Below are 24,915 nucleotides of genomic sequence, written 5' to 3' on the forward strand. Positions count from 1 at the left end.
CTTTGGTCTCGGTTACAATCGTAACCAGGCTATGTGAGCGTTAACATATCAGGCAAAGGAGCAGACATGGTTGTTGGCGAACAAGGCGTCATCGTGAGTGAATTAAAGGAGGGCGCGACCAGTCTGGGCATCGAATTCGGCTCCACCCGTATCAAGGCTGTACTGATCGACCATGACTACCGGACGCTGGCCACCGGGGATGTCGAGTGGGAGAACCGGTTGGAAGACGGCCTCTGGACCTACTCCATGGATCAGATCCACCAGGGTCTGCAGGCGGCCTATGCGGCACTGGCCGAGGATGTCCGTCGCCAGTACGGGGTGACGCTGACCAAGATCGGTGCCATGGGAATTTCGGCCATGATGCACGGCTACCTGGCCTTCGACAAGGATGGCCAGCTGCTGGTGCCCTTCCGCACCTGGCGCAACACCAACACCCGTCAGGCCCATGATGAGCTGTCGCAGGCCTTCAAGATCAATATTCCCGAGCGCTGGTCCATCGCCCACCTCTACCAGGCCATTCTGAATGGCGAAGAGCATGTGCCCAGGGTGGCCTACATCACCACCCTGGCCGGCTATATGCACTGGAGGCTCTCCGGCCGCAAGGTGATCGGCATCGGCGATGCCTCGGGCATGTTCCCCATTGACTCCTCCCGCAAGGAGTTCGACCAGGGCCTGCTGGACATCTTCTCCCGACTGCCCCGAGTCCAGGACCAGCCCTGGGACATCCACGACCTGCTGCCTAAGCCATTGACCGCCGGCAGCGACGCGGGGGCACTGACCACAGAAGGGGCCGCCTTGCTCGATCCCAGTGGTCAGCTGCAGCCCGGCGTGCCCATGGCTCCGCCCGAGGGTGATGCGGGAACCGGCATGGTGGCGACCAACGCGGTTCGTCCCCGCACCGGCAACGTCTCTGCGGGTACATCCATCTTCGCTATGGTGGTTCTGGAGCATCCCCTGCGTGACTTCCACCCCGAGGTGGATCCGGTCACCACACCGGCTGGGGATCCGGCCGGCATGAGCCATGCCAACAACTTCACCTCGGACCTGAACGCCTGGGTGGGGCTGTTCGGGGACTTTGCCAAGGCTGCCGGTCTGGACCTGAAGGGGAATGCGCTCTACGCCACCCTGTTCAACCAGGCCCTCCAGGGAGATAAGGACGCCGGCGGGTTGATCAACTACTGCTTCTATTCCGGGGAGTTCCTGGCTGGTCTGGAGGAGGGCCGCCCCGTCTTTGCCCGCGGCCCCGAGGGACGGATGACCCTGGCCAACTTCATGCGGGCCCAGCTCTTCTCGGCCTTCTCGCCGGTCACCATCGGCATGGATGTGATGACCCGGCAGGAGCATGTCCAGGTGGACACCATGGTGGGCCACGGCGGCATCTTCGCCACCCCCAAGGTGGCCCAGCGGATCCTGGCTGCCGCCTTCAATGCCCCCATCAAGGTCATGTCCACCGCTGTGGAGGGGGGCGCCTGGGGCATGGCCGTCCTGGCCGACTATCTGGGTCATGCCGACCAGACTCTGGCCGACTACCTGGATGCCAATGTCTTTGCAGGTGTCCAGTCCACAACAGAGCAGCCGGATCCGGCTGATGTGAAGGGCTTCAGAACCTTCTTCGACCGCTTCACCAAGGGCCTGCCCATCGAGCAGGCCGCCGTGAAGACCATTCCCCTGCAGGGATGAGGCCGGGAGCTGAAAACGTCAAGCGGCCGGATCAGCAGGATCGGGCCGGGAAAAGGAGTTGCTGATGGTGTCCTTGGCTGATTATTCGCCCGAGGTGCGCGACGAGGTGAAACTGGTGCGCGAGCAGGTGGCCACCCTGCATGCGCAGTTGACCAGGTGGAATCTGGTGGTCTGGACGGCGGGCAACGTTTCGCAGCGGTTGCGCTCTGCCGATCTGATGGTCATCAAGCCCTCGGGGGTGCGCTATGAGCACCTGACCCCGGGATCCATGGTGGTCACCGATCTGGATGGCAATGTGGTTGACGGCGCCGAGGCTCCCTCTTCGGACACGTTATCCCACGCGTATATCTACAGACACATGCCCGATGTCTACGGCGTGGTCCACACCCATTCCACCTATGCCACCGCCTGGGCGGCCACCGGCAGGGACATTCCCTGCGTTCTGACCATGATGGGTGATGAATTCGGCGGCCCCGTACCGGTGGGTCCCTTTGAGCTGATTGGCTCCGAGGCCATCGGCAAGGGCGTGGTTGACACCCTCAAGGATCACCCAGGCTGCCCGGCCGTGCTCATGCGCAACCATGGGCCCTTCACTGTGGGAGCGGATGCGGAGGCTGCAGTCAAGGCGGCGGCCATGACCGAAGAGGTGGCCCACACGGCCTGGGCAGCCGAGCAGATCGGTACGCCCAAGCCCATCGACCCGGCCGACATAGCCAAGCTCAACGACCGGTACCAGCACGTCTACGGCCAGCACTGAGCCGGAAAGCATAAGCAAAGGAGCAAAAGTATGAGCATGAAAAATCCCTTCGAGGGCAAGGAACTCTGGTTCGCCGTTGGTTCGCAGGACCTCTACGGCGAGGAGACCCTGCGCCAGGTGGGCGTTCAGGCGGCGGACATCGCCAAGTCACTCAATGACTCGGGTCGGATCCCGGTCAAGCTGGTCTTGAAGCCCACGCTGAAGGATTCGGATTCCATTCTGAACTTCATGGTCGATGCCTCGTCGAACCCGGCCTGCATCGGCGTGGTGGCCTGGATGCACACCTTCAGCCCGGCCAAGATGTGGATCAGGGGTCTGGAGAAGCTGCGCAAGCCGCTCCTGCAGCTGAACACCCAGCACCATGTGGAGATCCCCTGGGACACCATCGACATGGACTTCATGAACCTGAACCAGTCGGCTCATGGCGATCGTGAGTTCGGCTACATCCTGACCAGGCTGGGAATCCCGCGCAAGATCGTGGTCGGCCATTACACCGACCCCGAGGTTGCCGACAAGATCGGCGTCTGGGCACGCGCCTGCGCCGGTTGGGATGCCGCCAACAACATGAAGGTCTGCCGCTGGGGCGACAACATGCGCGATGTCGCCGTCACCGAGGGCGACAAGACCGAGGCTGAGCGGGTCTTCGGCGTCTCCGTCAACACCTGGCCGGTCAACGAGCTCGTGGACCATGTGAACGCCGTCACCGACGACCAGGTCAAAGATCTGATCGAGGACTACAAGCGCAGCTATGAGGTGGCTCCCGAACTTCTGGACTCCCGGTACGACTCCCTGGTGGTGGCCGCCCGCGAGGAGCTCGGCATGCGGGCCATGATGAAAGAGGTGGGCGCCACCGCCGCCGTTGACAACTTCCAGGATCTGGGAGGCCTGCATCAGCTGCCCGGCGTTGGAGCCCAGCGGCTGATGGCTGACGGGTACGGATTCTCGGCAGAGGGCGACTGGAAGACCTCGGTTCTGATCCGGATCGGCAACGTCATGGGCTACGGACTCAAGGGCGGCTGCTCGCTCATGGAGGACTACTCCTACAACTTCGTGCCCGGCCATGAGGAGATCATGGGCGCCCACATGCTGGAGGTCTCGCCTACGCTGCTGACCGAGGGACGGCCCCGCCTGGAGATCCACCCCCTGTCCATCGGCGACAGGGAAGACCCGGTGCGTCTGGTCTTCACGGCCACCCCCTGCACTGATGCTGTGGTCGTCTCCCTGGCGGATGTACGCGAACGCTTCCGCCTGGTCATGAACGTAGTGGATGTGGTCGAGCCCGGCGGGTCCCTGGCCAAGCTGCCTGTGGCACGTGCCCTCTGGAAGCCCCGGCCCTCGCTCAAGGTCTCGGCTGAGTGCTGGCTGCGCGCCGGCGCGGCCCACCATACCTGCATGACCACCACCGTTGGCCGCGAGGCCTGGGAGGACTTCGCCCGGATGGCCGGCGTGGAGCTCGCTGTCATCGACGAGAACACCGAACCGCGCCGTTTTGAGGCCGATCTGCGTGCAGCCGAGCTCTACCACCGGCTGGACAACCGGCACTGATCGCCTCTTTTAGGACAGATTGCAAGGCCCTGCCACAGCACATGTGGTGGGGCTTTTTATATTCGGCTTGTCGGTTTGCGTTGTCCCAATTTTGTCGGTACAGTGATGATTAGGCAATGGGAACAGTGGCATGTCCCAAAGTTGACATATTGCCCACCCCCCTGAGTCGGGGAAGTGATCGGTTGGGGAGGCGAAGATGTGCCTGGCCATCCTGTGCCTATTAACAAAGAAGGGAATGCGTGCATGCACATGCAACGAGATAATGAAGGGATAAGGCTCCCTAAGCTTTTAGGCTTGGCGGTTGCCGGAGCGACGCTCCTGGCGGGCATGGTCGTTTTGCCAGCCACCCAGGCTTCGGCCGCTACTGACTATGGATTTGCTGCTGAAGATGACTTCGTAGCAGGCGATCTGGATACCACCAAGGTACCTCAGTTAACGGTTACGAAGTATATGTCACTGGGTGACAGCTATGCACCTACCGGTTCAGCCAAAGATGTCGATCAGCTGAACAAAAATAACGATCTGACTCCTGCAAAAGGCATTCTGTTTAAAGTTACGGAAGTGCAGCCATTAGCAGGCAAGAGTTGGGCTGATATCGATGCAAAAGACGACACTACTTATACCACTAAGGAAGGTACTACACCATACGCTGGTGTGACTGACGGTCATGGTGTCATTGACACGTGGTACTCGGCTAATTCAGACGGGTCAGTAACTATTGATTCCACCACTGGGAATATAACTGGTACGAAAGCGGCTTTCCCAACAGGCCCCAATCATTACTACATCCTGTCTGAGGACCAGGATCATTCTCCTGCTTTCACCGACGGCCCAAACAAGCTTGACAAGAAGAATTACAAGCCTGCGCAAAATTCTTTCTTCGGTCTGCCTTATGCAACTAATGGGTCAGATCAAGACAAGACGCGTGGTTTTATCTATCACCTGCACCTGTATCCAAAGAATATGAATTCTCAACAGTTCGCCAAGACTGTGCAAAGTGTGAAGGGTCCCGACAAGACTGTCAAGAATCAAACCACAGCAACTGCGGGTGATACGATTACCTATAAGCTGTCTCAGAAGATCTACAATGATGGTGGTAACTCTGCTACAAACGATGGAAAGCTCGATATCAAGGAGTTGGCGGGTAAAAACGCCGATGTAAGGCTTGCTGATCGTATGTCTAGCTCGCTGAAGGGCGATCCATCCACCATCAAGGCTGACATTCGGGGTATTGGTTCTGGTGCTAAGACGGTAGAACTGAAAGACACCGATGACTTCTCATCGGATACAACTACTAACACAAATCCAGCTCGTTTGAATGATCCTACACAGAAGATGTTTGCAGATGCACCTTCGAATAATGTGACTTACTGGGTATTCAACTTCTTTACAGCCAGCGGTGTTTCAAAAGCGCAGTCCGTCGGAACACCAGTGATGGAGCTTGAAGTCACCTATGATGCATTGGTCACCGGTGATGGTGATTCTACAGGTACCGGTGGTGTAGTTAACGATGCGGCATCTGACTTTAGCGATAATAGGAATACCAAAGGTGATCCACAGGATCCTGTGCCATCTCATACAAACGTCACCAATGCAGTGTTAGCTTTTGGCTCTGTGCAGAGTGATCATCAGAATCCGAAGTATGGAGCTTTGCCTGGTACGGAATATCGTCTGGTTAAGGATGACAGTTCGACAGATAAATACCTGGGTTCGGATGGTAACTTCTATGGTTCGCAACAAACACCTCCTGCGGGCGTTCAGATTTACAAGGCTACTGCCAACGATAAAGGCTTGGTAGTCTTCGCGGGATTGCCAATCTTCGAAGCTGGTACAAAGGCAGCTGATAAGACAGTCCAAAATACAAGCTGGAAGTTGGTCGAAACCAAGACTCCAGATGATTGGCGCAACCCTGGTGTCCCCTTCGGAACGGTTACTTTTGGGGACGTGGGCTTAACTGAGGAAGCTATTGTTCAGAAATATGGCAATAACGCTACTTTGCAGCCAGACTACTCGAAACTGAGCTTCGGACACTTTGATGTGCCTGTCGGTTCAGTGCCTGCTGATACTCAGATGCAGTTCAACAATGTCGCAATCTCTAAGTATCTGGCCCACTACAAGACCAATGACGCTGATTCGCCTCTGGCCCTGCCTTTGACTGGTGGTCGTGGCATTCTGCTGCTGCTGGTTGTTGGCGCTCTGCTCATGGGTGGTGCCCTCTACGCCCGCAATCGGCGCAATAACGCCGCCCGGGCCTGATGATCACGGTCACATCAAGAATCATGTGAGGTGACCCGATGGCGGACGGTTCCTCCGTGAATCGTCCGCCATTTTAATACGGAACGTTGAACTTCTGCGGTCCGCACATGTCGGGAAGCTGGTCTGGTTTTTGGATCAGCAGAACTGACGCAACCACGTCGTCGAAAGGCGGCCTTGGAAGGGAAGGTTTATGAAGGGAATTGCCTTGCCGAAATGCCTAACCCACCGGGTCCTGCCCTGTCTGATCGCGGCTTTGGCCTGCTTAGGTCTTACCGCTTTCGATATGACGCCGGCGGCAGAGGCGGAGACAGTCAACCCGACCCTGACGGTGCAACTCAAGAGAGGGCATTCAGGTCAAGGTGGTCAGAACGACATTCTGCCGAGTGCTCCTGTATCTGCTGGAGCAGGATATGTCTTTCGTGCCCTGAGGCTGGATGCCGGTACTCTGAAGAGCCGGGTGGAGGCATTAGACCACAATCCTGGCGCTGATAAGGCACAAGCGGCCATCAGTAACGAGGTGGCAGCCAACCCAGATGCTTTCAAGGACAAGACACAACCCGCAGAATACTACGGTGTGTCTGATCAAGACGGCACTATAACCAACGCATCAGAAGCCAAATCACAAGGTGTCTGGCTTACAGGAGCTAATCTTGATTTAGATGCATCCAGCCTGAACGGAGGCAGTCCCGCGGTTTTTGATGGCGACTACTTCCATGCTTCATACTGGTTGGTCACTCTGGTAGCAACACCCAAGAATGCAAAGGTAAAAACCGATCCTGTGGTCGTACAGTTGCCGCTCTACCGCGAGCAGGGTGAAGTCCATCCACTTTATGATGTGACTATAAGCCCCAAGCTTGTGGACATACCTCAGGATATGTCTCAGGTCGTGCCAGTCGTGCGACCAGGATCAGGAAAGCTTGCAGCTACTGGCGTCTCCATGGTAGCGCCTGGCATTCTGCTTATGGTCCTGGCCATGATGGGCCTCTACTTGGCGGTTGTCGCCCATTCCTGGAACAGGGATGAACACTAGGTATTCTCATGCCCATGTCGGTGTGATGCTAGCAAATGGCATCGTAGGCATCTGTGAGGATGTATAAGGACCGGCGGTATCATATAGGTGCCGCCGGTCTTTGTATGTCAAAAGGTTGTAACTGGACTATTTGAAGTGCTGTGCGAGGAAGGCTATAGATGGACCAGAACACTGACTCCGCTAGTATGAGCCCAGTTCATGCCGCCGGCAACGGTGATGTTGCATATGAGTCCATTCCGACTGAATCATCCTCGTCAGACATACCTGCTGGGCAAGCAGATATGCCGCCTGCCTATGCTCCAAGTTCCGATATACCACCCTCCTATCCGCCTTCGGCAACACCTAAGGATAGAGGAGCTTCAGCATCGGATGATTCAGATGCAATGGCTGCTCCAGTGTCTGTCCCAGGCCAAGCTGCAACGTCGGCTCCCATAATTGTGGTTTCAGGACATCATTCCCAGGACACAAGTCAACAAGGCAACGCTGGTCAGGCAGCTACGGCAGCATCCAAACAGGCCAAGAACGGTGGTAAGGCTGGCAAGTCAGGGCGTGGGTTCGGCCTCCTGGAGACCTTGGCCTTCCTGATTGGTCTGGCAATCTTCCTCTACCCGCTGTTGGCGGCATATGTAAACTATTCCAAGGATTCCTCCGCAGTAGACAACTACGATCAGATCGTGGATGCACTTTCGCCAGCACAGCGCAGAGCCATGTGGCGTGATGCCAAGAAGTACGACGAGGAATTAGGCAAGCCTACGCTGAGGGACCCCTTCAAGTACAAGGAAGTCAAGGAACCACTGGGTCGCTACTACAAAATCCTCAATGTAGACGGCAAGGGCATGATGGCCTATGTCGAAATCCCCAAGATCAACGTAAAGTTGCCCGTGCGGCACGGCACTAGTGATGCGGTGCTTAAAGACGGCACAGGACACATCGCCACGACTCACGTGCCTACAGACAACCGAACCATCCACTCCGTTATCACTGGACACACCGGCGAAGTCGGCTACATGCTTTTCGATAACCTGACGCAGCTGCGCAAGGGGGACGTCTTCCAGATACGAGTGCTCAAGCGGCATATGAGCTACAAGGTGGACCAGATTAAGATCATCTTGCCTACCGATGTCAGTGCACTGCAGCCAGTCCAGAATTCCAACTATGTGACCCTGCTGACCTGCTATCCCTATGGTGTTAATTCCCACCGTCTGATAGTGCGTGGTCACTATATCGGCGATGACGTACCTCCCACCCAACCGGAGGGGGCGCCCATTTACATGGTCTGGGTGCTTCTGGCCCTGTTCCTGGCGTGCTTGGTGGGTTGGTATCTGCTCTCACGCCGCAGGCGCAACTGCCGTCACGAGCTGGAGCAGATGGAGCATCTGGAATCTCGGGCGACAGGACCGGGGGCCATGGGGGAGCCGCTGGCTACGATCATGGTCAGCCATGAGCAGGAGACCCGTTCAGAAGCCACCCGCCGTCGCCGGTTGATCAAAACCAGACGAATCTGCAGCGCCTTCATGTGGCTGTTGGCGGTGCTCGGCCTGTTCTTCGCTTGGGGCACGGTCGGCATGATGATGAAGATCAGCCTGCTGCCCGTATTCGACCTTGGCTACCACTGGTTCGATACCCACGTGCTGTACTTCTTCAGCATCAGCAAAATATAAGCCGGTGCATGAGCGGGCAGGTTTGACCACATAGGCCTGTTCCGTTGTAACCGGGCTTTTGCCTGGCTCTAAAATGGAGCGAGCACGGCCCGGCAGACGGCTGGGCTACATCCTGGGAAGGTGTGGACTATGACAGCAGTTCCTGACATTCTATTGTCTGACGGCAATCGCATTCCGCAGGTGGGTCTGGGCGTGCTCAGGATCGACGATGATCAAACAGCCGGAGTAGTGCGCTCTGCCTTGGAACTGGGCTATCGCCACATCGATACAGCAGCGGGCTACCTCAACGAAGGCGGCGTGGGTCGTGGCCTTAAGGCCTTCGGCTGCCAGAGCGGACCTGAGCGTGCCAACCTGTGGCTGACCACCAAGCTTCGTGACTCCGAACAAGGTTATGACAGCGCTCTGCGGGCCTTCGACCGCCAGCTGGCCCTGCTGGGCACCGACTATGTCGATATGTATATGATCCATTGGCCCACGCCGTTTGATTGGCGGGCCGACCAGGTTTGGCGAGCTTTCCATCGGTTGCGTGACCAGGGGCGGGTGCGAACCCTTGGAGTCTGCAACTTCCTACCCGAGCATCTGGAACGGCTGCACCGGGAGACGGGGGAGTACCCTGCCGTGGATCAGATCGAGCTGCACCCCAGCTGGCAGCAGCGCACGGTGACCGCCTTCTGCAAGGAGCATGGCATCGCCGTCGAGGCATACTCGCCATTGGCGCGCGGTGCAGACCTGACAGCCGGTGGCGGAAGGCTGGAGCAAATCGCCCGGACCCACAGGGTAACGCCGGCTCAGGTGGTACTGCGCTGGCACATCGAGAACGGTACCATCATCATCCCCAAGTCCGTCCACCGGGAAAGGCAGGCGGAGAACCTGGACCTCTTCAGCTTCAGCCTGACCGCTGAAGAGCATGCCGCCATCGATGCCATGGACTCCCCGGTACGTGCAGGACACGACCCGATGACCTACGCCTACGCCTGACCGCTATGATGGATGATTCATGCAAGCAGTCGACATAGGAGGTATCGGCGGCAGATGAGCGGCCCGAGACGCAGAAGATATCGGTATCGAGGACGCAGCCGGTACGGTTCGACATGGAGGAATCCCGCCCCGGCCCGCTTTCGTCGCGAATCGCTCACGGAACGGGTGCTGATTCTTCTGGTAGTGGCTGTGGTGCTGGGCATCACCATCGGCCTGATATTGCCAAGGGTCAACGGTGGAGTCGGACGGCTGACCGGCCGATATACGGCAACCGGCGATGCGGCCCAGACCCTGCAGGGTCTGACTGTGGATGATCATGCCCGCCCTGGCCGCCAGTACCGGCGTGATTCCTTCGGCTTCAAGGAGACCGATGAGGATGGCAACGGCTGCAATGTACGCGAGGATGTGCTGACCCGCGACCTGACTGACCTGCGTACCACTACTCCCGGCGGGTGCAAGGTGGCCAGCGGTCGTCTGCAGGATCCCTACACGGGGCGAACCATCGAATTTGTCAGAGGCCAGAAGACCAGCTCCGCCGTGCAGATCGACCACGTGGTCGCCCTGGAGAATGCCTGGCGGTCAGGAGCCAGCAAGTGGGATACGGCCCGCCGCTACCGTTTTGGCAACGACCCCTACAATCTGCTTGCTGTGGACGGCCCCGCCAACCAGGCCAAGGGGAGTGCCTCGGCCGACTACTGGCTGCCCGAAAACAAGGATTATCAGTGCTCCTATGTGGCCCGTCAGATTGCAGTCAAGGACAAATACTCCCTGAGTGTCACCAGCTCGGAAAAACAGGCCATGCTGGCTGTTCTGCATACTTGCCCAGGCCAACCTCTTCCGCAGGATCGCTGATCGCGAGTCTACGAAGACCTATGCTTCCGCCGAAAGGGTCGACTGACAACTGGCATCATGTGTTTACCAGTCTGTCGATATTGCACCCTGCGATGAATCTGCTCGGATCCAGCGGATGTTGATGAATGACTTTCCTGTGATCAGTCCTGGGCCTTGGAGTCGGCGGGGGAGGCAGTGACGGCAGGAGCGTCAGTGTGGATGATGTGCATGTGGCGCAGGAGCATGCGGGTCATCTGACGGCCGGAGCCGGCGCCGTTTCCACGAACGCCGAAGTAGACCAGCAGAACCATGCCCAGGCAGATCAGTGCCGAGATGCGCAGGGCCCACTGTACGCCGAAGATGTTGGCTGCGATCTGGGTGGAGTGACCACCGCCCATGGCGTTGTGACGCAGGGCGGTGATGGTCTCCATGAGAATGACCAGGATGGGTGCGCCGACAGCGCCGGCAATCTGACGGGCCGTGTTGGTGACGGCCGAACCAGCTGAAACATCCTTGGGAGCCAGGTTGTTCAGGGACCAGGTGGTCAAGGGCATCAGGGTGAAGCCCATGCCGATCTGGCGGATGAACTGGCAGATGGAGACCAGGCCGATCCAGGTGTTGGCACCGATCATGCTCATGGCGATAGTGCCCAGCAGCAGCACTGAGCAGCCCGTCATGGCCACGGGCCGTGCGCCCCAGCGATCCAGCAGCCGACCGCCGAAGAACTGGGCGATGGCGGTGCCGATGGCTCCTGGCAGCATGACCAGACCGCTCATGGTGGCCGAGAAGCCGCGGTCAGTCTGGATGTACATGGGCAGGATGACGGTGACCGAGCTGAAGGCGAAGAAGGACATGGAGGCGATGATGGTGCCTACGGTGAAGTTCTTGATCCGCAGCACATGCAGGTCCAGCAGGGGCTTGTCATGGTGAAGCTGGCGTAGAACGAACCAGATGATCCCGATCAGGCCTACCAACATGAAGGGCCAGGTCATGAAGGAAGTGATGGGGAAGTTCTCGATGTTGGTGAAGCCGAACATGAGGCCGCCGAATCCGAAGATGGACAGGGCCACCGAGAAGAAGTCCGCCTTGACGCTGGTATCGCGCTGGCCGAAGTTGCGCAGGCCGAAGATGGACAGGAGCAGCGCCACGGCCCCGCAGATGCTCAGGGTCAGGAAGATGGAGCGCCAGCCGTTGGCATCGGTCTGCCAGCCGCCCAGGGTGGGGCCGATGGCCGGGGCTACACTCATGGCCAGGCCCACAGTGCCCATGGCCATACCGCGCTTGGCCAACGGATAGATGGAGAAGACGGTGATCTGCAGGACGGGCCACATGGTTCCCGTGCCTACGGCCTCCAGGATGCGGCCCAGCAGGACCAGGGCGAAGGTCTGCGACTGCCAGCTGAGCAGGGATCCCAGGGTGAAGACGGCCATGGAGGTGATGACGATCTGCCTGGTGGAGAAGCGTTTGGTCAGAAAGCCGGTCAACGGCACCATGACGCCCATGACCAGCTGGAATACCGAGGTCAGCCACTGGCCGGTGGTCAGGGTGATGTGGAACTCGTCCACAATGGTGGGCAGGGCCGAAGCCAGCTGCAACTGGGTGAAGTTGCCCAGGAAGGTGATGACGGTCAGGATGGCCAGCGACAGGAAGGCTTCATGGGTGAGCTTTCCGTTGACGAAGGCTCCATCCTTGCTGAGGGTCCGCCCTTGCCTGGCGAGCTCCTGCTTCCTCATGCACCACCACTTCCTTCGGGTTAGTCCTCGCTGCGCATACCGCTCCCTGCGGTGCCGTCCTAGAAAGCAAATCAGGGCATACCGATACCGGTGACACTATGAAAAAGAACAAGAGAGCTAAGCGTCTGACAATGACCTTATGATATACCCGGCTGTGGATTGTGATTGGTTTTTTCCACATGGCTGACGCGGATGTAACGAGTTTGTCCGACGGCCAGCGTTTCCAGTATGCTGTGTGAGGCGGGCTTCGCTAATGTGAATACGGGAAAGTCCAACACGGGCTGATAAGGACGGACGTTTGAAATGAAACGGCGGTCAAGGTAGGTAGCATGCACGCACATGGTCATGGTCGTGGTAGATTCCCGGCCCTCCTCATGTCCCTGGCAATGATTATTCCCCTAGCGGCCTGCGGTGACAACGTCCCCATTGCAAGCAGCACAACAGGCAACACTGCAAATCAGACGCTGTTCCAGGGCGAGTTCGCCGGATCCGGCGCATCCTCCCAGCAGAGCGCCGACGAGGCCTGGATAGCCGGCTTCCGCAAGCAGCATCCAGGGGCGCGTATTTCCTATGATCCGGCAGGTTCCGGTGCTGGTGTCAACGCCTTCCTTTCGGGTTCGACCATCTGGGCCGGAACCGATGCACCGCTGACAACAGAGCAGCTTGAGCGCTCGCGTCAGGTCTGCGGTTCCGGTACGGCCTTTGACCTGCCCGTTTACGCCACACCAATCGCTGTGGCCTACAATCTGCCTGATCTGTGGCCGAAGGGTTCGGGCGGCCATTTGCGGATGGACCCGGCTCTGATCGCCATGATCTTCTCCGGAAAGGTCACCAATTGGCGGGATCCGCGCATAGCGGCCCTCAACCCGGGAGCTAATCTGCCCGACCTGGACATCACCGTGATTCATCGTTCGGACAAGTCGGGCACCACAAAAAGCTTCCTGAACTACCTGCACGACACGGCCGGGTCCGCTTGGCCTTACCCAGCGGGCGAGAATTGGCCCAACGGCCTGGGGCAGGGCGCCAAGGGCACTGCTGGAGTGGTCATGACCATGAACCAGGCGAAGGGCACCTTTGGCTATGCGGACGCAGCCCAGACTACCGGGCTGGGTACGGTGGCCGTCCAAGTGGGGAAGACCTGGCAGCCGCCTACGGCCAAGACCACGGCCAACCTGCTCGATCTGGCCCAGCGGGATCCCCAGGCCAGCCAGCCTGGACGGGTGGTTCTGGCTGTGGACCATCGCACCAGCCGGGAGCATACCTATCCCATCGTCCTGGTCTCCTACGACGTGGTCTGCACCGCCTATCGACATGATCAAGACGGATCCAAGGCTCGGTTCGCCAAGGCTTGGCTGACCTATCTGCTGAGCGAGCAGGGCCAGCGTATGGCTGCGGCCAACGCGGGCAGCGCCGAGCTAGGGCAGGGGCTGCGCAGTCAGGCCATGGCTTCGGTGGAGACCATCGGGGGGAAGGCATGAGCGAGCAACCTGACGGGACCGCAACCCTGAACAAGGCCAAGCGGGTGGATAGGATTTTCAAGGCCTGTGCCACCGGGGCGGGCATCCTGATCCTGTTGGCCCTGGCTGCGGTCACCCTCTTTCTGATCCTGCGGGCCTTTCCAGCCTTCACTGGGGACCCGGATTCCCGCACCCAGGCCATCCTCTCCCTGAGCGGTGGACGGGCCAGCAGTTTCCTGGGCTATGTGGGTCCGCTGGTTTTCGGCACCATTCTGATTGCCGGCCTGGCCCTGCTCTTGGCCTTTCCTGTCTCCCTGGGCATCGCCCTCTTCATCGGCTACTACGCCCCCGCCCGCCTGTCCACGCTGCTCAGCACGGTGATTGACCTGCTGGCCGCCGTGCCCTCGGTGATCTACGGGCTCTGGGGGGCTCTGGTCCTGGTTCCCGATATCACCGGCTTTTGGCGCTGGCTGTCTGTTCATTTGGGTTGGATTCCGCTCTTTTCCGGACCCGTTGCAGCCCCGGCCCGGTCCGTGGCCACCGTGGCCCTGGTGTTGGCGGTCATGATTCTGCCCATCATCACCTCGGTCACTCGCGACATCCTGGTCCAGGCCCCTCGACTGCAGCAGGAGGCCGCCTTGGCTTTGGGCGCCACCAAGTGGGAGATGATCCGCCTTGCAGTTCTGCCCTTCGGTCGCTCGGGCATCATTTCGGCCTCCATGCTGGGGCTGGGACGCGCCCTGGGCGAGACCATGGCGGTGCTGATGATCCTCTCGCCAGGCTTCAGCTACTCCCTGCGGCTGCTCCAGGCTTCCAAAAGCCAAACCATCGCCGCCAACATCGCTGCCCAGTTCCCTGAGGCGGACTCCCAGGGTGTGGCCCTCCTTGTGGCCACCGGTCTGGTCCTCTTCATTATCACCTTTATCGTCAATTATCTGGCGCGTAGGATCACAGCAAAGGCGGGTGCATGATGGCAAGCCGCACTGATCGTGGGCCGGTTATCGATTTTGATCGTTTCAGGCCAACCAGGTCCTCCATCCGTGCGCGCAAGCGCAAGGACCGGCTGATGACCGTCCTGATCGGGCTCTCCTTCCTGGTGGCCCTGATTCCGTTGGTTTCGGTGCTTTGGGTCAGCCTGTCCAAGGGTGTGCGACGGTTGACACCGGACTTCCTCACTCACAATATGAGCGGTGTGGTAGGGGGCAACCCCACGCCGACCGGGGGCTATGGCGGTATTCTGCACGCGGTAATCGGCACCCTGGAGATCACCCTTGGATCCATGGTCATATCCATTCCGGTGGGCGTCATGTGCGCGGTCTACCTGGTTGAGTACGCCCATGGAGGTCGCCTGGCCAAGGCCATCAGTCTCATGGTGGACGTGATGAGTGGGATTCCCTCCATCGTGGCCGGCCTCTTTGCCTTCTCCATGTTTGCCCTGGTGGTCGGACCGGGTACCGTCAACGGATTGGCCGGTTCAGTGGCCCTCTCCCTGCTCATGCTGCCCACGGTGGTCAAGACCTCCGAGGATATGCTGGCCGTGGTTCCCAACGACCTGCGCGAGGCGGCCTATGCCCTGGGGGTGACCAAGCAGCGGACCATCACCAGCATTGTTCTGCGCACGGCCCTGCCTGGAATCGTCTCGGGCACCATTCTGGCTGTGGCACGGGTCATCGGGGAAACGGCACCGTTGCTGATAGCATCGGGCTTCATCGCCACCACCAACCCCAACCTCTTCTCCGGGAGGATGACCACCCTGCCGGTCTTCGTCTACAACGAGTATTCCCAGGGGCTGGCCGTCTGCGGACCGGGCGCTGACCCGGGATGCCTGACTGACGTCCACATGCAGCGGGCCTGGGCGGCGGCCCTGGTGCTGATCCTTATTGTCCTGCTGCTCAACCTGCTGGGGCGGCTGGTTTCACGCATCTTTGCTGTTGGGCGGACCCGTTGAGCGCCGCCATGAGAGGAACGGAGGCCGGAACATGGGCCAACGCATAGACATCAACCATTTGAACGTCTACTACGGCGACTTCCTGGCCGTCCAGGACGTGAACATGCGCATCAAGGCCAACAAGGTCACCGCCTTCATCGGTCCCTCCGGCTGCGGCAAATCCACGGTCCTGCGCACCTTGGACCGCATGCACGAGATCACTCCGGGGGCGCATGTCAGCGGGCAGGTGCTGCTGGAGGGTCGCGACCTCTATGGACCGGATGTAGACCCGGTCGAGGTGCGACGGGATGTGGGCATGGTCTTCCAGAGGGCCAACCCCTTCCCGACCATGTCCATCCGGGAGAACGTCCTGGCCGGCATACGGCTCAACAAGAAGCACATCGCCAAGTCTGACGCCGACGATCTGGTGGAGTGGGCCCTGCGCGGTGCCAACCTTTGGAACGAGGTCAAGGACCGCCTGGACAAGCCGGGTATCGGGCTTTCGGGCGGTCAGCAGCAGCGGCTCTGCATTGCCCGTGCCGTGGCCGTCCACCCCCAGGTCCTGCTCATGGACGAACCCTGCTCGGCCCTGGATCCTATCTCCACCCTGGCTGTGGAGGATCTGATCAACGAGCTCAAGCGGGACTACACCATTGTCATCGTCACCCATAACATGCAGCAAGCCGCCAGGGTCTCGGACTATACAGCCTTCTTCAATCTCAAGGCCGTGGGTCAGCCCGGCCATTTGGTGGAGATGGACGACACCACTACCATCTTCTCCAACCCGCACGAGCCGGACACCGAGCGCTATATCTCCGGTCGCTTCGGCTGAGACAGAACCGGTCTGCGCCCCCGCCCGTCAGGTATCATGGTTCCGGCATCCACGGAAGGAGCGAGGGCATGGGAGTACTGCTGGAACCGGCCACCCTCTTGGGCATCATCCTGGTGGGCTACCTGTTCAAGCGTTTTGGACTCTTTCGTCCGCTGGACTACCGGGTGCTGCAGACCGTGGTGTTCGACCTTGTCCTGCCCGGGGCCATCATCTACTCCTTCGCCACCAACCCGCACGATCCCAGCCTGCTTCTGGTCTCGGCCTTCGCCTTCATGGCCGCGCTGATTCCGCCCCTGGCCATCTTCCTGACCAGCAGGCATCGGCCTACCGCTCAGCGGGCTTTTCTTATGCTCAACGGATCGGGTTTCAACATCGGGTGCTTCTGTTTCCCCATGCTTCAGTCCCTGCTTGGCGCGGCGGCATTGGTTCCGGCCGCCATGTTCGACATCGGCAACTCGGTCATGGTCTCTGCGGGGACCAACGTCATGACCCAAGGGCTTCTGCATATTCGACCCGGCCAGTCCCTGGATCCCGATGCGGGGGAACCGGTCAAGCTGGATGACCCTGATGCACGCAAACTCCATCGCAAGGCCGCAGCCGTCTCCATAGCCAAGGGCTTCCTGAGCTCGCCCTCTTTCGATACCTATATGGTCATGGTGGGCTTCACGCTGGCCGGAATCTCGCTGCCGGACTGGTCGGCCCAGATCACCCGGCCATTCTCAGCGGCCAACGCCTTCTGCTCCATGCTTATGGTGGGCATGCTCATGGACTTGCCTGGCGGATGGGATGATATTAAGTCCGTACTGCAGATTCTGGCCTGGCGACTGCCCTTCGGCATCCTGTTCGCGACGGCCGCATGGTATTTGCTACCCTTCGAACCCTTGATCCGTCAGGCGGTGGCCCTGTGTTGTCTGGCTCCAACGGCGGTTTTCGCCACCATGTTCACCGACAAGGTTCTTGGCAACGCCCGTCTGGCGGGATTCACCCTGGCGCTGACTGCGGTCATCGGTGCGGTCCTCATGGTTTTGGCGCATTTACTGATGGGCGCCCTCTGAGGATTCAGTCCTTCTTGTCGTCTTTTTTATCGTCTTTGCCCTGGTCTCGACGCTCCTGCTCCTGGCGCAGGGTGCGGCCCTCGCGGGTGCGTTGTTTGTTGACTGTGGCGGCTGCGATCCGCTCAGCGGCGCGTTCATCCTGTCCACGATCGACTTCGCTGTCGTGCACATGCTGATACTGCTTCTGATCGTCCTGGTCCCAGTGATTGTTCCTGGCCATATGCCCCTCCTAAAAAGTGCCGTGCCCTTCAACTCATCCCCAGGTAAGGAAGGCTTCAGGGCCCTGCCGGTATGCCGATTATAGGTGAGTGGACAGTTCTGCGGCGGTATTGGAATTTAATAGGGGGACTTGTAACAGAAAAAGCCGAGTGCTCGTGATATTCTTTCCTTGTCTCATCGCCAAATAAGACAATAAGGAATCGAATATGCATAAGCTATTTCGGCTTTCGGATAATAATACCACAGTCTCTACAGAAGTGGTAGCAGGCATCACCACCTTCTTCGCTATGGCCTACATCATCGTGGTGAATCCCTCGGTGCTTTCTACAGCGGGCATGCCTTGGGGTGCCGTCTTTCTCGCCACCTTGATCGCTGCCATCATCGGCACCCTGATCATGGGGCTGGTGGCCAACGTGCCCTACGGCGTGGCGCCAGGAGTCGGGTTGGATGCCTTCTTCACCTTCACCGTGGTCAAGGGGCTGGGCTTCACCTGGCAACAGACCATGTGCATGGTCTTCCTGTGCGGTCTGATCAACATCCTGGTCACGGCAACCAAGCTGCGCAAGATGATCATCCAGGCCATTCCGCCTCTGCTTCAGCACGCCATCGGTGGCGGCATTGGCGTCTTCATCGCCTATGTGGGTCTGCTCAATGTGGGCATCATCAAGTTCACACCTGACAAGACCTCGGCGGCCGGCGCCAACCCTGGGCTGACCACCTTCAACACCCCTGGGGTCATTCTCTTCGTCATCGGCTTGCTGCTGACCGTCTTCCTGCTGATCTTCAAGTTCAAGGGTCACCTGGCCTTTATCAACAAGGGCGCCTTTGTCATCGCCATCATCGTGGTCACGCTCCTGGGCATTCCCATGGGGGTCACCAGCTTGGCCAAGTCGGTCGATCTGGGTCAGGCCTGGTCACAGTTGCCGCAGACCTTCCTGGCCATTTTCAGCCAGGAAGGATTCCCCGCGCTCTTCTCCGACCCGGCCAAGCTGCCAGTGGTTTTGGTGACCATCTTCGCCTTCTCCCTGTCGGACACCTTCGACACCATCGGTACCTTTGTGGGCACCGGCCGGCGCTCAGGCATCTTCTCAGCCGAGGACGAGCAGGCTTTGGAAAACGGTCGAGGCTTCAGCTCCAAGATGGATAAGGCTCTGTTCGCCGATGCCACGGCGACCTCCATCGGCGCCCTCTTCGGCACCTCCAACACCACCACCTACGTGGAGTCCGCAGCGGGCATCGCAGCTGGTGGCCGAACCGGCCTGACCTCGGTGGTCATTGCCGCCTGCTTCGCGCTCAGCGCCGTCTTCGCTCCCTTGATCTCGGCCGTGCCTTCGGCGGCCACTGCGCCCGTCCTGGTCATTGTGGGCTGCATGATGATGAGCTCCTTCGCCGAGATTGAGTGGGGCGAGCTGTCTGAGGCCATTCCGGCCTTCTTCACGGCCATCTTCATGGGCTTTGCCTACTCCATCTCTTATGGTGTGGCCGCCGGCTTCATCACCTACTGCCTGACCATGGTCTGCAAGCGCAAGGGCAAGGAGGTCCACCCCATCATCTGGGCGGTCTCTGCCCTCTTCATCCTGGACTTCGTGCTTCAGGCTGTGCTCTGAGCCAGTCTTAGAATTACGAGCTCTCCACAAGCAGCATCCTTCAGGACCATTGCTCAGCAGTGCGGTTCGTCGTCATGCTGTTGTCAGGTTGACCTGACTGTTTGAGGGTGCGCAAAGAGCAAATCAGGCACAGAGACCGCAGCAGGGCCCCGACACCTTTTAGTGGCGGGGTCCTGCTCGTTTGTGCCTGTCAGTGCTTGTGCCGAGCGGCTGCTTTTCCACCTTGTGTGCTTTGTGCTTCAAGGCGTTGCCGGTTGGCGGCCAGGCCAGCGACTGCGGCCAGCAAGCCGGTCAGGATGGTCACTAGGATGCCTGCCTCTCCAGTCAGGGGGAGGACTCCATAGTGGATGAAACGGAAGGCATTGGTCTCATCGTTTGCCTGTGGAGCACCATTGAGCGTCCAAGCGATGCTAACAGTCGTGTTGCCGGCCTGGTGGTTCGGCGTCAGCACGGTCCAGGAGCCGTTCTTCTGCCCCGTGGAGCTTAGGCTGGTTCCTGAGGTATCTCCGAATTGCACTGCGGACGGAGTACCGAGCCTGAAGGGGAAGAGCACGTTGACAGGAGAATAAGTCGTCTGTGTCGTGTTGTTCCCCAGTCTTCCTTGGCTATTGTCTCCCAAGGCCATGGTGCTGCCGTTAGATGCTATGGCCAGGGTGTGGCCAGTGCCGGCGCTGACCTTGACGAAATGGTCGATGCCTGATGGATTGCCCATCTTTGTAGGCTTGTTCAGGCTGCCCGTGCCTCCAGTCCCCAACATGCCTGTTGAGTTTTGACCCCAGCCCCAGATGTTTCCGTTCTGGTCCAGAGCCAGCGAATTGCCGCTAACTCTACTGCCTGTCAACTGCGTGAACGTGCTGACGTTTGTAGGCATGGCTACCAAGGATGGGGCAGTCCTTGTGGTGGTGTCGCCCAGGCCGAGCTCTCCATTGCTGTGCCCGCCCCAGGACCATAGGCGTCCCAGATCATCGAGGGCGGAAGAGTGGCCGCTGCCGGCAATGATCTGAACAGTCTTGAAGCCGCCTGTCGGGTTGGTGCCCGGCTTGGCTTGGACAGGTGTGAAGGTGTAGCCATTCAGCGCCACGTCGGTCGTGTTGCCCAAATCACCGTTCTGGTTCGATCCCCAGCCCCAGGCACGGCCCTGGGTGTCAGTTGCCAGAGAATGTGAGCCTCCCGCACTGACCTGTGCATAGCGGAATCCCGTCGTCTCACCTTGCGGGGTTGCGACCTGGACGGGTCTGGTGGTGATTCCTGTCATCGCCACAGTGCCAGAGGAAACACCCAGTTTGCCGAATTCATTGGATCCCCAGCCCCAGGCTCTGCCTTGCCCGTCTACGGCGAGGACATGAGTGATTCCTGCACTGATGCCGGTGAGGCTGAAGCTTGTTGCCGTCATCCCGCTTGGGGCTTGCACGCGAATCGGGCTTGAGCTGTATGCAGATGAGCCATTGGTAGCAATGGTATTGTTGCCCAGCTGTCCGGAGCTGTTAAGACCCCATGCCCAGGCGTGGCCCTGGTCATCCAAGGCCAATGAGAAGACTTTTCCTGCACTGACCTGTGTGAATCGGTTCACGCCTGTCGGCTTGGGAATCTGAACCGGGGTCAAGCGGTCCGTTGTGGTCCCATCGCCAAGCTGTCCGTATGTATTGGCACCCCAGGAATAGACGTTTCCATCCGATCCGAGAGCCAATGAATGATCATCGCCGGCACTGACCTGGCTGAACCTAATGCCTCGCGCTGCAGGTGGAACCAGGGTCACCTTGGTCTGACCACTGTCGGGACCCTGCTTGGGAGAGATGTTCCATTGCCCGGTGCCTGCCGTCCAGTGGGCTGTCAGTTTCGTGGAACCCTTGACGGGGGAAGAAAAGTCGTATGCCGCATCGCCGTTGAACCAGCCATCAAATAGGAAGCCGGGACGGGTCGGGTCTTGGTCCGGTCTGGAAGCCATCTGGTCTTCGATGACCGACTGACTGGTGGGCTGGCTGCCGTCGGCCTTGTCGAAAGTGACGACATAGGTGGGCGGGTCATAAATGTAATCCAGGATGTCATCGGGTTGCGGACCATAGAGATTCCAGGTGATGGCCGTATCCACTCGCCCCTTCCTATGAGCTGGTGTCACCACCTGCCAGTTTGTACCTGCTTTTTTGAGATTGCTGCCCAGTGTTTGGTCGAATTTGACCGCAGTAAGCTCCGGTGTAAGCGGGAAGGCCGCCAGACCCGGTGTCAGCCTCTTGGCTTTGCTGTTGTCGTAACCTGTGGGAATGGTCGGATCGCCTAGTTGGCCCCCGCAGTTCCATCCCCAGGTATACAGGTTTCCGTCTGACCCCAGGGCTAAAGATTGCTCCCAGCCAGCGTAGAGCTGAACCCAGCTGGTTTCCTCCCCGGCCACTGATGGTTTCGGCTTTTGCACAGGCCGGGGTCTGATGACGGTGCTGGTCTCGCCGGTGGGGACGTCCGGAAAGCCCAGCTCGCCATACCGGTTGACGCCCCAAATATAAAGATTGCCATCTGAACCGATGCCCATGCTGTGGTAGTCCCTGCCCATGACCTGCTTCCAGGTGAATCCCGCAGGTGTCCCAGCTGGGCGAGGTATAAGCGTAGGTACATGCCTGTCTGTTGTGGTGCCGTCTCCCAGGCGCCCGCTGTCATTCCATCCCCAACCGTAAAGATCCCCATTCGTAGTGATGGCGAAACTGTAGTCGGCTCCTACGCTGAATTGCGAGAACGTGACCCCATTGGGCTGAAGGACTTGGGTGGGCGTCAAACGATCTGTTGTGGTGCCGTCTCCTAGGCGCCCATAACTGTTCCATCCCCAGGCATACAGTTTTCCGTCGGATCCCATGGCCAAGCAGCTGTATCGTCCCGTGGTCGCCCGGGTAAGGGTGATTCCCGCCGGCCTGCTGACGGGGACGGGTTTAGTGCTGTATGCAGCTGGATTGTTAGGGCCTCTCGGGACGCTGGTATTGCCGAGTTGTCCATATGAGTTCAGTCCCCATGCATAGAGATTGCCGTCTGATCCCAAGGCCACAGTGTGGTCCCACCTGGTGTTTGCCTGCTTCCAGGTAAATCCAGGCGCGGCCCCATCCGGCTTTTTCACCGGAGCAGGTCTGCTGCGGTTTTCGGTAGTTCCATCGCCCAGCTGTCCAGAAGCGTTGAATCCCCAAGTGTAGAGGTTGCCATCCGAACCCATGGCAAGGGCTGAATGATCACCAGCGTCTACCTTCGTGAAAATGAATCCTGCTGGTACATTTGCTGGTTTGGCTACTTTTATTGGGGCTTGGTGATCGATGTTTGTGCCGTCGCCCTGTTGACCATAAGCATTTTTGCCCCAGGAATAGATGTTGCCGTCCGATCCTAAAGCCAGTGATTGGGTGGATCCTGACGTGATCTGTGAGAATTTGATCCCCCGTGTTGCTGGGGGAGTTACCGTCACGGTGGTTCCCCCTGATATAGCTCCATGTGCAGGTGCCAGGGACCAATGGCCATCGCCTGTTGTCCATTTTGCGGTCAGCTTCAGGTTGCTGGTGACGGGCTGGTTGAAGTCATAGGCTACCTGGCCAATGAACCAGCCATCAAAGAGGTACCCGTGCCTGGTGGGATCGGTCGGCCGTTTCGCCTGTCCTTCCGAAGGGACGGTCTGAGTGTTAGGGGTCGTTGTGTCAGCTTGTGCCGTGTCAAAAGTGACCGAACATTGATTATTTAGGCAGGGGCTTGTCGACCGGGTGGAAGGAGCAGGGCTTGCTGAGCCTAGTGAAGTGGGGGATGGAGAGGCGGGAGAAGGTGTTGTTTGGATAGGGGAATCCAGCCTTTGAGTTACTGTTGGCGTTGGAGCGTTAGGGGGAGCTTGGGTTGAGCCAGGTATATTAGGGGTCACCCCCTCGGCTTCATTTTCCGTGCTTTGCGATGCTGTCGGGGATGCAGTTGCATCCGCCTGCGCCAGGTCAATCCCCGAGAGATTTCCCAATATCAACACTGAGGCGATAATGGCTGCAAGAGAAGCTACGCAGCATGCACGATTCCTATATGACGATTGCATACAGTCCCCTTTGAAAGCAACGGCGCATGCAACGTGGCATCTGCATCCCCAGCTCAATCCCCATGGCCAGCGTGCATGACGTTTCAATCAAATTCAGCTTATATCATATGGCTCTGGAATACCAAGTCCTCGGTGATGCCTTTCCTTTTGCCTTGACGGTCGGATAGTCGGCAGGAAATTGGGAGTGGTTGTTTCGTATATACAAAAAGAACTTCCGGCAAACCGAAGAAGCCTGCCGGAATTTCCTGATTGAGTTTTATGAAAAGGGATCAGTACCAGTTGGATGACTGGGATTGGGCCCACGCGCCACAGGGATTCCCGTAACGGCCCTGGATGTAGCCCAGTCCCCAGACGATCTGGGTGTGGGCATCGGTCTGCCAGTTGGGGCCGGCCGATGCCATCTTGCTGCCGGGCAATGCCTGGGGAATGCCATAGGCACCTGAGGGGTTGGCTGCGTTGGTCCGCCAGCCGGACTCCTTGTTCCACAGCTGCACCAGGCAGGTGAATTGGTCCTCGCCCCAGCCGCGGGAGGTGACCAGATCATGGGCGATGCTCTGGGCTTCGCCTACAGGGGTCGTGGTGGTGGTCGAGCCGGACTGTGCAGGGGTGCCACCGCCGGTGCCCACCAGGATCACCTTGTCCACGGGGACGGTCTTGACGAAGGATGCGAAGATGTTGCTGGTCAGGTGCTTGTTGCCGGCTGCGGTAACCAGGCTGGTGGTCTCCATAACGCCGTTCTGTCCCTCGGTCTTGACCTTGGTGGTGCCTGACGGCAGGGAGTCGGTCTTCTCTTCGATGGTGTTGAAGGGGATGGGGGATTCGTCCGTCTTGACTTGGGCGTTGGCCCGGTCGATGCGGATGACGGTCTTCTCACTGACCCGGCTGGTCAGTGAGGGGGTAATCTGGTCGCCCGGCTGCAGGGTGATGTCTCCGGCCTCCAGGACCGATTTGACATTGGTGAAGCCGTTGCCCAGCACCACCTTGTTCTTCCCGTTGATCTGCACATTCACGTAAGAGGTATCGGAGTTGGCGCCGCCCGCACCGTTGCGGATAGCCTGCCTGGTGCTCCCACGGGACACTGTGCCCAGATTCTGGGTAGCGGAGTAGGAAGTTACGCCTGACTTGGCAGAGCTCTCAGTGGATGTATAGAAGTCGCGCGAGACGAAGCCCGCGCCAATAACCATGCCGAGAACGGTGACACCAGCAGCCAATCGCAGCCACTGACGCTTGGTCAGAGCCTTGACCGCACTCATCCGTCCTCTACGGTGGTTCGCCATTACTCTCCTCTGTTGGACCGACAGATCCTCAGTGATC

At 59.0% G+C, this 24,915-nt stretch carries 18 protein-coding genes and 1 pseudogene; 14 read left to right on the top strand and 5 right to left on the bottom strand.

Annotated features, from left to right (window positions below; genetic code table 11):
- Positions 1-66: 66 nt before the first annotated feature.
- The 8 genes from CI601_RS04180 (at position 67) to CI601_RS04215 (ending at position 10,759) form a co-directional block, all read left to right on the top strand.
- On the top strand, positions 67-1,680 hold the full coding sequence (locus CI601_RS04180) for a xylulokinase (protein WP_121914411.1): 1,614 nt from the start codon (positions 67-69) through the stop codon (positions 1,678-1,680).
- Between the two features lie 64 nt (positions 1,681-1,744).
- On the top strand, positions 1,745-2,437 hold the full coding sequence (locus tag CI601_RS04185; protein ID WP_121914412.1) for an L-ribulose-5-phosphate 4-epimerase: 693 nt from the start codon (positions 1,745-1,747) through the stop codon (positions 2,435-2,437).
- Between the two features lie 30 nt (positions 2,438-2,467).
- Positions 2,468-3,982 carry an L-arabinose isomerase gene (araA, locus tag CI601_RS04190; protein ID WP_121914413.1) on the top strand — a complete coding sequence of 505 codons (1,515 nt, stop codon included), beginning with the start codon at positions 2,468-2,470 and terminating at the stop codon, positions 3,980-3,982.
- Between the two features lie 243 nt (positions 3,983-4,225).
- A complete protein-coding gene (locus CI601_RS04195; RefSeq protein WP_121914414.1) occupies positions 4,226-6,238 on the top strand; it encodes a pilin N-terminal domain-containing protein in 2,013 nt (670 codons plus the stop codon).
- Between the two features lie 190 nt (positions 6,239-6,428).
- Positions 6,429-7,268, top strand: coding sequence for a hypothetical protein (locus CI601_RS04200; protein WP_121914415.1), 840 nt, complete (start codon positions 6,429-6,431; stop codon positions 7,266-7,268).
- A 383-nt stretch (positions 7,269-7,651) separates the two neighbouring features.
- Complete coding sequence (locus CI601_RS04205) at positions 7,652-8,929, top strand: class C sortase (protein WP_183129744.1); 1,278 nt, start codon at positions 7,652-7,654, stop codon at positions 8,927-8,929.
- A 129-nt stretch (positions 8,930-9,058) separates the two neighbouring features.
- Positions 9,059-9,907, top strand: a complete 849-nt coding sequence (locus tag CI601_RS04210; RefSeq protein ID WP_121914417.1) for an aldo/keto reductase — start codon at positions 9,059-9,061, stop codon at positions 9,905-9,907.
- A gap of 54 nt (positions 9,908-9,961) precedes the next feature.
- A complete protein-coding gene (locus CI601_RS04215) occupies positions 9,962-10,759 on the top strand; it encodes an HNH endonuclease family protein (RefSeq protein ID WP_259465311.1) in 798 nt (265 codons plus the stop codon).
- Between the two features lie 140 nt (positions 10,760-10,899).
- Here CI601_RS04215 and CI601_RS04220 read toward each other — a convergent pair whose 3' ends face one another.
- Positions 10,900-12,471, bottom strand: coding sequence for an MDR family MFS transporter (locus CI601_RS04220; RefSeq protein WP_121914419.1), 1,572 nt, complete (start codon positions 12,469-12,471; stop codon positions 10,900-10,902).
- A 329-nt stretch (positions 12,472-12,800) separates the two neighbouring features.
- Between CI601_RS04220 and CI601_RS04225 the strand changes: the two genes are divergently transcribed.
- The 5 genes from CI601_RS04225 to CI601_RS04245 all read left to right on the top strand — a co-directional run bounded on the left by CI601_RS04225 (position 12,801) and on the right by CI601_RS04245 (position 17,742).
- On the top strand, positions 12,801-13,949 hold the full coding sequence (locus tag CI601_RS04225) for a phosphate ABC transporter substrate-binding protein PstS (protein WP_121914420.1): 1,149 nt from the start codon (positions 12,801-12,803) through the stop codon (positions 13,947-13,949).
- Positions 13,946-14,899, top strand: a complete 954-nt coding sequence (pstC, locus tag CI601_RS04230; RefSeq protein WP_121914421.1) for a phosphate ABC transporter permease subunit PstC — start codon at positions 13,946-13,948, stop codon at positions 14,897-14,899. Before CI601_RS04225 ends, pstC begins: the two co-directional genes overlap by 4 nt.
- The gene (gene pstA / locus CI601_RS04235) at positions 14,896-15,876 is read left to right on the top strand and encodes a phosphate ABC transporter permease PstA (protein ID WP_024627439.1); all 981 of its coding nucleotides are present in this window, start codon (positions 14,896-14,898) and stop codon (positions 15,874-15,876) included. Before pstC ends, pstA begins: the two co-directional genes overlap by 4 nt.
- 31 nt (positions 15,877-15,907) lie before the next feature.
- The gene (gene pstB / locus CI601_RS04240) at positions 15,908-16,687 is read left to right on the top strand and encodes a phosphate ABC transporter ATP-binding protein PstB (RefSeq protein WP_121914422.1); all 780 of its coding nucleotides are present in this window, start codon (positions 15,908-15,910) and stop codon (positions 16,685-16,687) included.
- A gap of 68 nt (positions 16,688-16,755) precedes the next feature.
- Positions 16,756-17,742, top strand: a complete 987-nt coding sequence (locus CI601_RS04245) for an AEC family transporter (protein WP_121914423.1) — start codon at positions 16,756-16,758, stop codon at positions 17,740-17,742.
- 4 nt (positions 17,743-17,746) lie between these two features.
- On the opposite strand, the gene CI601_RS04250 is transcribed toward CI601_RS04245, so the two are convergent.
- Positions 17,747-17,962, bottom strand: a complete 216-nt coding sequence (locus tag CI601_RS04250; RefSeq protein WP_121914424.1) for a hypothetical protein — start codon at positions 17,960-17,962, stop codon at positions 17,747-17,749.
- Positions 17,963-18,167: 205 nt separating this feature from the next.
- Here CI601_RS04250 and CI601_RS04255 point away from each other — a divergent pair, with 205 nt between their 5' ends.
- A complete protein-coding gene (locus tag CI601_RS04255) occupies positions 18,168-19,568 on the top strand; it encodes an NCS2 family permease (RefSeq protein WP_121914425.1) in 1,401 nt (466 codons plus the stop codon).
- Positions 19,569-19,758: 190 nt separating this feature from the next.
- Here the strand turns inward: CI601_RS04255 and CI601_RS04260 are convergent, their stop codons facing one another.
- The 3 genes and pseudogenes from CI601_RS04260 to CI601_RS04265 all read right to left on the bottom strand — a co-directional run bounded on the left by CI601_RS04260 (position 19,759) and on the right by CI601_RS04265 (position 24,878).
- On the bottom strand, positions 19,759-22,998 hold the full coding sequence (locus CI601_RS04260; RefSeq protein WP_259465312.1) for an InlB B-repeat-containing protein: 3,240 nt from the start codon (positions 22,996-22,998) through the stop codon (positions 19,759-19,761).
- Between the two features lie 72 nt (positions 22,999-23,070).
- Positions 23,071-23,601: pseudogene (locus CI601_RS08605) on the bottom strand (InlB B-repeat-containing protein); the annotation flags it as partial.
- 269 nt (positions 23,602-23,870) lie between these two features.
- Positions 23,871-24,878, bottom strand: coding sequence for a G5 domain-containing protein (locus CI601_RS04265; RefSeq protein WP_121914427.1), 1,008 nt, complete (start codon positions 24,876-24,878; stop codon positions 23,871-23,873).
- Positions 24,879-24,915: the final 37 nt, after the last annotated feature.

It is taken from the genome of Bifidobacterium sp. wkB344 (assembly GCF_003688305.1).
Lineage (GTDB): Bacteria > Actinomycetota > Actinomycetes > Actinomycetales > Bifidobacteriaceae > Bombiscardovia > Bombiscardovia mizhiensis.

Coding starts and splice junctions, on each gene's coding strand:
- CI601_RS04255 (WP_121914425.1), top strand. CDS start 18,168: ATGCATAAGCTATTTCGGCTTTCGGATAATAATACCACAGTCTCTACA.
- CI601_RS04225 (WP_121914420.1), top strand. CDS start 12,801: ATGCACGCACATGGTCATGGTCGTGGTAGATTCCCGGCCCTCCTCATG.
- CI601_RS04205 (WP_183129744.1), top strand. CDS start 7,652: ATGGCTGCTCCAGTGTCTGTCCCAGGCCAAGCTGCAACGTCGGCTCCC.
- araA (WP_121914413.1), top strand. CDS start 2,468: ATGAGCATGAAAAATCCCTTCGAGGGCAAGGAACTCTGGTTCGCCGTT.
- CI601_RS04185 (WP_121914412.1), top strand. CDS start 1,745: ATGGTGTCCTTGGCTGATTATTCGCCCGAGGTGCGCGACGAGGTGAAA.
- CI601_RS04220 (WP_121914419.1), bottom strand. CDS start 12,471: ATGAGGAAGCAGGAGCTCGCCAGGCAAGGGCGGACCCTCAGCAAGGAT.
- pstB (WP_121914422.1), top strand. CDS start 15,908: ATGGGCCAACGCATAGACATCAACCATTTGAACGTCTACTACGGCGAC.
- pstC (WP_121914421.1), top strand. CDS start 13,946: ATGAGCGAGCAACCTGACGGGACCGCAACCCTGAACAAGGCCAAGCGG.
- CI601_RS04180 (WP_121914411.1), top strand. CDS start 67: ATGGTTGTTGGCGAACAAGGCGTCATCGTGAGTGAATTAAAGGAGGGC.
- CI601_RS04200 (WP_121914415.1), top strand. CDS start 6,429: ATGAAGGGAATTGCCTTGCCGAAATGCCTAACCCACCGGGTCCTGCCC.
- CI601_RS04250 (WP_121914424.1), bottom strand. CDS start 17,962: ATGGCCAGGAACAATCACTGGGACCAGGACGATCAGAAGCAGTATCAG.
- CI601_RS04210 (WP_121914417.1), top strand. CDS start 9,059: ATGACAGCAGTTCCTGACATTCTATTGTCTGACGGCAATCGCATTCCG.
- CI601_RS04245 (WP_121914423.1), top strand. CDS start 16,756: ATGGGAGTACTGCTGGAACCGGCCACCCTCTTGGGCATCATCCTGGTG.
- CI601_RS04195 (WP_121914414.1), top strand. CDS start 4,226: ATGCACATGCAACGAGATAATGAAGGGATAAGGCTCCCTAAGCTTTTA.
- pstA (WP_024627439.1), top strand. CDS start 14,896: ATGATGGCAAGCCGCACTGATCGTGGGCCGGTTATCGATTTTGATCGT.
- CI601_RS04265 (WP_121914427.1), bottom strand. CDS start 24,878: ATGGCGAACCACCGTAGAGGACGGATGAGTGCGGTCAAGGCTCTGACC.
- CI601_RS04215 (WP_259465311.1), top strand. CDS start 9,962: ATGAGCGGCCCGAGACGCAGAAGATATCGGTATCGAGGACGCAGCCGG.